The sequence below is a fragment of the Sulfurovum sp. genome (assembly GCF_041551015.1).
In the GTDB taxonomy this organism is placed as follows: Bacteria; Campylobacterota; Campylobacteria; order Campylobacterales; family Sulfurovaceae; genus Sulfurovum.
The window spans coordinates 1-6,915 of record NZ_JBFENQ010000098.1; the positions used below are offsets into that span (position 1 = coordinate 1).

The window sequence follows — 6,915 nt, forward strand, 5'->3', positions numbered from 1 at the left end:
GCTAACATTGCATCAAGATTTCCAGTTGAACGTACTTCTACTACTGCCGTTACAACTGCATGCAATGCAACATATTTTAGATAGCTTGTAAGGTCTTCACAACCGTTCTCTTTCATGTTTTCTTCTATTTTTGTTTTTTGTATATCTGTTACTTTAAATCCAAGTTCTACAGATGCTTCCTCAGTTGATGAACCTGCAGGAGTAAGTGTAAATGCTTGAGTTTTAAGTGCGACTACTTTTACATATGCAGAAATGTCATCAAATCCATTTTCCAATGCTCTTAGATGTATCGTCTCTTTTTGCGATGGTGTTACATTAAAGTTTATATCAAGAGTTGTATCCATTAATATTTTTTTCCTTTAGGACTTTTGTAGGCCATCATATTGTAAATTCACTTAAAACCCTATTTTAACTTTAGGGGCATCATATTATGCTTTAATATTTAAGATATAAAAGCTACAATTCACCAATAGATTAATGACTAAAAAAGATTAAACACTATAAAGGTAATACATATGACAAACACAAGTGCGTTAGAATTAGTACAAGATGAAAACATATCTGCTGAAATTCTAGATGAATTAAGTACAGACGAGAATCCATTTGTTCGTGTGAGAGTTGCTGCACATATGAATACATCACCTGAAACATTAGTTAAGCTTAGTAAAGATGAGACTCCTATAGTTAAACAGTTTGTTGCCGAACACCTAAATACCCCTGCAGATATTTTAGTTGAATTAACTAAAGACAGTGATATGTCATATTGGGTTGCTGGGAATCCAAATACACCAGTAGAACTATTAAATAAATTCAGTAAAGATGAACATGAAAATGTTCGTTCATCTGTTGCCGTAAACCCAAGTACACCTGCAGCAACATTATCAATACTCTGTTGTGACGAGAATGAAGATGTCAGAGCAGCCGTTGCGAAAAATGTAAAAACACCAGTTGCCGTTTTAAATAAATTGAGTAAAGATGCAGCAGAAAGTGTCCGAGAAGCTGTTGAAAAAAATCCAACCTACACAAGTTAAAACAATAGTATAACTTTTCTAATCATTGGAAAGTTAAAAGGGAGGGGAAATAGTTTTTAGTCCCACTCCTCATCATCTTCATCATTTATACCAAGATTATCCATAAACTGCTCTGCCAAGATGTTAGCTTTTTTATAAAACTTATCTGCGATCTCAGGAACAAAGAGTCGATAGACCGTCTCATGAAAAAGTTTTAACCAACGCTCAAAATGTTCCTCAGTAAGCGGTCCTAAAAATGCATGCGGAGGGAAAGGGTGTCCCTGATAAGGTGACTCCCCTGTCATCATCTGCATCCAAAAATTATAGAGTGTATTTAGATGTTCATACCATTTGCCATTATTTAAATCATTTCCCAGGGCTTTGACAAAAATAGGACTTAATATATCATCCTTAAGTACGATCGTATAAAATTCACGCACCATCTCTTCTATCTTGCCTCTATCTACTGTATCATAAGGCATCGTATCTCCTAATATTAATGATAAGAGTATAGCTAAACTATACTACAATAATGACGTATATCATGTTATAAGCTCGCTCATTCATGAATTACCAAAGTTTACTTATGCTTTATGAAACCCAAGTATATGCCCAAAAAGTTTATCTTCTGTGAGTCCCATTTTCGCTGATGTCATTAGGTTGTTATCTTGGTAGTATTTTAGTAATGCCTGTGGGTCTTGACCTGTCATTGTAGCTTGATAACCCAGTGCAGCAATTACCTCTTGCTCATGAACATCAATACCCTCTTTTTTAGCTAGAGCTTCAACAATAAGAGCCATTTTTATACTTTTTTTTGCATCTTCGCGTACAGATTCTCTAAGCTCTTTAAATTTTCCCTTATCTTCCATATACGATTTATGTTGTTCTTCAGTGAACCCCCTTGTCTTTTCACGGACCTTTGCATCTATCTCTTGTTCTACTATATTATTTGGTAGAGTGAAGTCAAATTTTTCAAGTAAAGCTGCTACGATCTTTGGCTTTAGTTCGCTCATATAAATTTGTGAAAGTTCTTCCGCTGTTACTTGTTCTGCAAATTGTTTCTTAAGTGTATCAAGTGTTGCATCTGGTTTTTGAAGTACTTTTTGTGCAAAAGCATCATCTATGGTTTCTGCTTTCTGTTCTTGTATTTCATGAAGTTTTACTACAAATTTAGCTTCTTTTCCAGCTAAATCATCTGCTGAGTAATCCTTTGGAAAGCTAACAATAACATCTCTTTCTTCACCATACTCCATGCCAATAAGTTGTTCTTCAAATCCAGGTATAAATTGCTTAGAACCAACTTTAAGTTTAAACTTCTCAGCACTACCGCCTTCAAAAGGTTTATCATCTATATAACCTGTAAAATCAATAACAGCAACATCACCATTTTCAATAGGTTTAGCTTTTTCAAGTTTAGTAAATGGTGCTTGTTTTTGAGCAAATTCTAAAAGCTTCGCTTCTACAGCCTCAGGACTTGCAGTAGGTTTTGTGTAAGCAGGCGCGATCTCTTTATAATCAATATCAACATTGATTTCAGGACTAACAGCTACTTCTACTTCAAAGTAAATACAATTTTCTTGTTGCTCATACTTTTTAAGTCCTGGTTGACCTAAAATATTTTCTACGTCTAAATTACCTTCTTTAATCCCAGCATTGATGAAGTCTTGAAATACTTGTCCTGCTGCGTCTTGTTCAACATTTTCACCTGAAGAATCATCATTTTTTTCTGCTTTAGCTGCTTCTTCTTTAAGTTTAGCAACCTTTTCTTCAATCACACTATTATCAACAGTACCGCTCATAATAAAGTTTACATCATCTACTTTTTCTACTGTAATTTTCACTACAATCCTTTTTGTTTTAATTGCGTAATTTTAGCATTATTGTCTATAATTAACTTTAAGTCCAAAATAGCCAAGTTAATAGTATAAGGTTATTTAAATTTACAGTTTCAAACTATAGAATTATTTTGATTTTAGAAGTGGCATAACTTTTATTTTACAGTGAAAAGTTTGTTATGTGAAGATTTGAATTGATACTATTGTTAGATGATAAGAGAGATTATTTAGCTTAGTCACCCCAAAAGGGTGACTAAAGTCTTGAAGAACTTAGCCTTCTTGACCAGCCATTTCCATTGTAATACAATTACGATCAAGCATGTCAGAACAAACGTATACACAAAGTGCACACCCTTTACATCTATCTTCATCTACCCATGACGTGTTGTGTTCTTTATCGAACATCAGCGTATTCGCTTCTGGACAATATAAAGTACACGTGTTACATTTATATTCAGCACATTTGTCTGCATCTACTTTTGCTACATAATACATCTATTTCCTTCCTTATATGTCAAATCTGACAATTAACTCAGAACCACTGATATCTACAGAGTCAGCCATCTCAAAAGTTTTATTAATAACGTTCATATTCGCTTCAAGCAATTGTTCTTTTTTCTTAAACTTTTTCTCAATAGCAGAATCCAGCATAGCTGTACCACCAGAAGAAACGAATGAAGTTCCTAAGAATCTTTCTCTTACCGCTGCTTCAATGTTTTCAGTTGTTACAAGTTTTGTAAGACCAAGAAGCATACCCATCATTGCCATGTTCGTCGCAAGTTCAGTACCTGCAATTTTTAGTGCTAATGCTGTTGCATCAAACTGAACAACAGTTGCATTTAGATCTTCAAGAACTTTAATGTCATCTTCATTAAGTACATCATGGTCAGTGTTGATAATGATCAAACTGTTTGGTTTTAGACCTGTATAGAAAGGCATAGTATATGATTTACCATGTGTAATAACTTGTGAGTGGTAGATCATAATAATGTCAGGGTAAACAACTTCACCCACTTCATAAATTGGCTGATTAGAAGCACGTACATATGCCTCAACCGGTGCCATACGCTTTTCAGAACCAAAGAATGGTACCAAAGATGCATATTTACCTGCGTTATCCATAGTAGAACCAAGGATGTGGGCAGTGGTTACAACACCCTGTCCACCTAATCCTGAGATTCTAATATTATATCGTTCTCTTTTCTTTTGCTCAGACATATTAAACCACCTCTGCTTTTTTTGCTCTTTTAGCCGATTTTTCTTCAGCTTCTACACGTTCGATCACTTCTCTAGCAGCATCTGTCATATACTCTTCAAACTGGAATCTTGTTTTCTCTTTCTCTTTTGCATCAGCAAATACATCTTCAGTAGGGATAGAGTACTCAATGTTACATGAAGTATACGCATGAATAAATGTTGGTCCTACTTCTCTAGCAACAAAGATCGCTCTTCTGATGATTTTTGCTGCTTTCTTGATGTTCGTCGGAGACATTCTAACAGTATACACACAACCAGCAGCTTTTGCCAACTCAGTTGCAGGCATTTTCTCACCTTTTTTACCTAGTGGAGCCATCTTAAGGATAGCACCTTTAGGAGACATACCAGACTCTTGACCACCAGTATTTCCATAAACTTCGTTATCAAGCATAATCGTTGTGAATTTCTCACCACGGATCCATGAGTGCATAGTCATAGAGAAACCGATATCCATAGTACCACCGTCACCGGCAATAGTAATAACATCTTTTTGCTTATCAGGGAAACGTAGTCTAAATGCACGTGTCAAACCAGAAGCCATAGCATTTTGGTCACCGTAGTTACCATAAATAAATGGAACAGCAGCTTGAGAAATAGCCAAACGACCACATCCAGCTGTACCTAATGTTACAGTCTCTTCAGGTTGTGGAAGTGAAGCAAAAATCAATCTGATGTAATATGCCATCCAACAACCAGAACACATTGGGTGTTCTTCCATTAACTCTTTGAACTGTCCCATGTTACCTGGACCAGCTTCATCTTGAGTCTTTCCAAATGGACCGTAGTCAACTAACTCTACATAATCTTTTGGTAAATATCTTTTAAATCTCTCTGCCGGAGTTATATATTTTAAGCTCATTTTATCCCCTTCTTATAGTTTTAGATCGTACTCTAGGCCAAGAGCAGTATGAATTTCTTTCATGATCAATTCCACTGGAAGTGTCATACCACCGTATACTCTTGGACCCTCTACAACAATTCCACCATTTGGAATAGCTGCTTTAACTTCTTTACATAACCAACCAATAATGTTGTGTTCAGGAACAATTACTGCTTTAGCATTCTTTAATGCATCTCTGATTTCGTTAGTTGGGAATGGTCTGATTGCTTTTACTTTAATAAAACCAACACTTAAGCCATCTTCTTGAGCATATCTGTGAGCTTCTCTACATTGTGCTGCAGCACAACCAGAACCAAGAACAAATACATCAGCATCAGGGTTTTGAACTTCGATTGGTCCACCAAGGTACTCATAGATATATTTCATCGCACGAGAATTTGAATCCCAAATCTCTTGCTGCCATACTGAGTGAATCAAGTAAGACATAAAGTTTGACTTTTGAACTGGAGCATCACGTTGGATTCTAGCTGGTGGAGTTTCATTATCCATAGCTGGAACTGGTGCTGCAACTGGATCAAAGTCATTTAGACAAATATCATCAGCTGTCATATCAACATAACCCTTAGCGTGTGTTACGAAGAATCCTTCTGTTGCAACCGCTACTGGAATATATACATCAACTTTTTCTGTAATAGCAAATGCTGCCAATGTATAGTCAAATGTATCTTGCTGGTTTTCAGCATGAAGCATTACAGCACCACAGTGCATCATGTATGCCATTTCGATATTATCTGGCTGGATTGATAACGGTGCATTTACAACACGAGTCAAAATACCAAGTACTGCTGGAACTCTATGTCCTGACCATGATACGATTGCCTCTAAACCTCTAAGAAGTCCTGGTCCTGATGTTGCTGTAAATAGACGCACACCTGCTCTTGCAGCACCAGCGATAGCTGACATAGTACCAAGTTCTTCTTCAGCTCTATAGTACTCTTTAATGTGACCTTGAGCATAAATATCACCAACAAGGTGCATTACCTCTGATTGTGGTGTAATAGGATACGCAATCGCCATATCTACGTTTGCTCTTTTAACAGCTTCTGCCATCGCCTGTGCACCTGTAATAAAGTGCTGCTCTCTTGGAGCCTCTTTTAATAAGTAATTAATATCTACTTTTTTCTTTTCTAATTGTGGTCTTTGACTTGCATCCATTGATTTTCTCCTTTATTCGACTTCAGTAACGTGCTCACCTTTTTTGGTCATGATGAGACTTCTATACTCGCCATAATCAGCCGGTGATAATGTACTGTAATCTTCTTTTTGTAAAGATGGATTTTCAGGTGGTAGAGTAGCTTCCCACTCAATGCCTAATTTATTTCTTTCTTCAATTACGATCTCTTTGAACTTTTGAATGTCTGATGCATGTAGATCTCTAATAGATGCCATTGCTTCTTCATGTCCCATATAAGCACATAATGCTGTTGTATAACAATCAGTACCAGCACGGATCATTCTAAGTGAAAGATTTGCATAGTGACAATGCACACCAACAAACACACAAGCTTTGATTCTGTTATCTAAGATTGTTAGATTTGGGTGATTTGGATTGATTTCAGCCTTAACATCGATTTTTGGATATTTTGGTCTGTAATCTGGCATTGGAATGATTTTACAGTTTGGAATCTCAGATGCAAGATCCAAAATTGCCGCAGCTTTTTCCGCAACGTCATCTTTCCAGTCCCATAAAACTTGTGGACCAGGGAAGATTGTTGGGTTGTCTCTTGTAAGTAATGCTACAGCAGCATCTCTCATTGCCTCTTCAGGCGTAACAATATTACCATAAAGTAAAGCTTCACCCTCTTTTGGAAGCTCTACCCCCATTGCCGGTGCTGACTGTGGCATATACCCAGCAGGACCTTCTGTTACGATTTTCGTCATAGTTGACTCCTTATATGTATGAAGTTTCGAA

9 protein-coding genes are annotated in these 6,915 nt (G+C 36.5%); 1 reads left to right on the forward strand and 8 read right to left on the reverse strand.

Annotated elements, in window-relative coordinates:
- A partial coding sequence (locus tag ABZC96_RS07135) for a hypothetical protein (RefSeq protein WP_373030081.1) occupies positions 1-344 on the reverse strand: 344 nt, incomplete at its 3' end.
- A 171-nt stretch (positions 345-515) separates the two neighbouring features.
- On the opposite strand from ABZC96_RS07135, the gene ABZC96_RS07140 reads away from it, so the two are divergent.
- Positions 516-1,031, forward strand: coding sequence for a hypothetical protein (locus ABZC96_RS07140; RefSeq protein WP_373030083.1), 516 nt, complete (start codon positions 516-518; stop codon positions 1,029-1,031).
- Positions 1,032-1,087: 56 nt separating this feature from the next.
- On the opposite strand, the gene ABZC96_RS07145 is transcribed toward ABZC96_RS07140, so the two are convergent.
- The 7 genes from ABZC96_RS07145 to ABZC96_RS07175 form a co-directional block, all read right to left on the reverse strand.
- Positions 1,088-1,492, reverse strand: a complete 405-nt coding sequence (locus tag ABZC96_RS07145) for a group III truncated hemoglobin (protein WP_373030085.1) — start codon at positions 1,490-1,492, stop codon at positions 1,088-1,090.
- A gap of 102 nt (positions 1,493-1,594) precedes the next feature.
- On the reverse strand, positions 1,595-2,851 hold the full coding sequence (tig, locus tag ABZC96_RS07150) for a trigger factor (protein ID WP_373030087.1): 1,257 nt from the start codon (positions 2,849-2,851) through the stop codon (positions 1,595-1,597).
- A 264-nt stretch (positions 2,852-3,115) separates the two neighbouring features.
- Positions 3,116-3,340 carry a 4Fe-4S dicluster-binding protein gene (locus tag ABZC96_RS07155; RefSeq protein ID WP_373029518.1) on the reverse strand — a complete coding sequence of 75 codons (225 nt, stop codon included), beginning with the start codon at positions 3,338-3,340 and terminating at the stop codon, positions 3,116-3,118.
- Positions 3,341-3,352: 12 nt separating this feature from the next.
- Positions 3,353-4,063: a 2-oxoacid:acceptor oxidoreductase family protein gene (locus ABZC96_RS07160; protein ID WP_373030089.1), complete on the reverse strand. Its 711-nt coding sequence runs from the start codon at positions 4,061-4,063 to the stop codon at positions 3,353-3,355.
- A 1-nt stretch (position 4,064) separates the two neighbouring features.
- A complete protein-coding gene (locus tag ABZC96_RS07165) occupies positions 4,065-4,961 on the reverse strand; it encodes a thiamine pyrophosphate-dependent enzyme (protein WP_373030091.1) in 897 nt (298 codons plus the stop codon).
- 12 nt (positions 4,962-4,973) lie between these two features.
- Complete coding sequence (locus ABZC96_RS07170; RefSeq protein WP_373030092.1) at positions 4,974-6,158, reverse strand: ferredoxin oxidoreductase; 1,185 nt, start codon at positions 6,156-6,158, stop codon at positions 4,974-4,976.
- 12 nt (positions 6,159-6,170) lie between these two features.
- Positions 6,171-6,884: a carbon monoxide dehydrogenase beta subunit family protein gene (locus ABZC96_RS07175; RefSeq protein ID WP_373030093.1), complete on the reverse strand. Its 714-nt coding sequence runs from the start codon at positions 6,882-6,884 to the stop codon at positions 6,171-6,173.
- Between the last annotated feature and the right edge of the window lie 31 nt (positions 6,885-6,915).

Bases quoted from the DNA above. Each gene is read 5' to 3' on its own strand.
- ABZC96_RS07140 (WP_373030083.1), top strand. From the start codon at position 516: ATGACAAACACAAGTGCGTTAGAATTAGTACAAGATGAAAACATATCT.
- ABZC96_RS07145 (WP_373030085.1), bottom strand. From the start codon at position 1,492: ATGCCTTATGATACAGTAGATAGAGGCAAGATAGAAGAGATGGTGCGT.
- ABZC96_RS07155 (WP_373029518.1), bottom strand. From the start codon at position 3,340: ATGTATTATGTAGCAAAAGTAGATGCAGACAAATGTGCTGAATATAAA.
- ABZC96_RS07160 (WP_373030089.1), bottom strand. From the start codon at position 4,063: ATGTCTGAGCAAAAGAAAAGAGAACGATATAATATTAGAATCTCAGGA.
- ABZC96_RS07165 (WP_373030091.1), bottom strand. From the start codon at position 4,961: ATGAGCTTAAAATATATAACTCCGGCAGAGAGATTTAAAAGATATTTA.
- ABZC96_RS07170 (WP_373030092.1), bottom strand. From the start codon at position 6,158: ATGGATGCAAGTCAAAGACCACAATTAGAAAAGAAAAAAGTAGATATT.
- ABZC96_RS07175 (WP_373030093.1), bottom strand. From the start codon at position 6,884: ATGACGAAAATCGTAACAGAAGGTCCTGCTGGGTATATGCCACAGTCA.